General features: G+C 64.0%; 1 protein-coding gene and 1 pseudogene. Both read right to left on the bottom strand.

The features are described 5' to 3' along the window. Positions 1 to 168 precede the first annotated feature (168 nt). Positions 169 to 801 (bottom strand): hypothetical protein, encoded by a 633-nt coding sequence (locus Q1K29_RS18430; RefSeq protein ID WP_300396848.1) that lies wholly within the window; start codon positions 799 to 801, stop codon positions 169 to 171. After that, positions 798 to 1,169, bottom strand: a pseudogene (locus tag Q1K29_RS18425) (hypothetical protein); the annotation flags it as partial. The gene Q1K29_RS18430 and the pseudogene Q1K29_RS18425, both read right to left, overlap by 4 nt.

Genomic DNA, 1,169 nt, shown 5'->3' with positions numbered 1-1,169 from the left:
CCGACAGTGCATGCCGTCACGCGTCCGCTTGGCGGTGCCTCACTCGTGCCCTCTTATCGCCAACTCTGTGTGGACTTTCCGGCGCGCACGATGTGAAAACTGCGGCCAGACGCTTGATACGTCTTCGGCAGCCGGTCAGGTGAATCTGGATAGTGCGCCCATGCAGCGCTACTTGGCGAGCTTGCGCAGGCGACGCAGGGTCTTGGCATCGGCGTCGACCACACCGACGTCCTTGTGTCGTGGGAAGACCGGGCCACGGGACGCCAAGTCCAGCGCGGTTCTCGCCGCGCGCTGCACGGTCTTTTTCTCGCCTGTCGCCTGAGCGATGCTGATGAGCGCCAGATGCCAGCGGAACAGCACGCTGGGGAACTGAGACGTGCCGCGTTCAAGGAACGAGTTCAAGAGCGCCAGCGCCTCTTCCATACTGTCCCTGTTGCCTTTGCCGATGAGGAGTTCGGCAAGGGATATCTCGGCGGTGTGCGACGTTCCGTTGAGTGTCGGATGCTCCTCCAGGAGTCTCCGGTAGTAGTCCTCGGCAGCCGCGGCGTTATCGCCCACGTAGGAGTCGCCAAGGTGCTCCAAGGCCGATGCCTGCTGAGTCGTGGCGAGTTCCTCGGTGCTCTGCAGGACGCGCTCCCACAACTCGCGTGCGCCGCGGCGTTCGCCTGCCTTATGGAGCGCCAATCCCTTGATGCGCACGTACTGCGCACGGTTGTACGGCCGGGCTCGCGCCAACCGGGCCTCGAAGTCCTTCTGCGCCTCAGCCGACCAGTCAGGCGACCGGAACCATTCATCTGTCACGTCGTCTGACCAGTCCCGTGGTGCGACTCGCCGCGCTGCTCATACTCGAAGAGCCCGGGCTCGGAATCTGCGTCGAATGCGCGGAGGTGGAGACTCGCGAGCACGGCTGACACGAACTGATTGGCCGCCGTTGGGTTGCCCCGTACGTGAATAGCGAAGGACATGAGCGGTTCCTCATCGCTGAGGTTGACCTCGATGTCAGCGCCAGAGAGCCTGACTTGGCCCCAGTGCGGGTCCGCAAAGTTCGCATCGGGCGCGTGCTTGGTCACTACCTCGCGGACGGCTTGGGACGTGACAGTGAGTGGCGCGGGCGTCCAGTCGTCTGGAATCTGCTCGACTGACGTGATGTCGGGCGGGATGCCCTGCAC

It is taken from the genome of Henriciella sp. (genome assembly GCF_029937755.1).
GTDB lineage: Bacteria > Pseudomonadota > Alphaproteobacteria > Caulobacterales > Hyphomonadaceae > Henriciella.
Note: the sequence above shows the minus strand (reverse complement) of the source record. Positions and strands in the feature narration are given on the sequence as shown.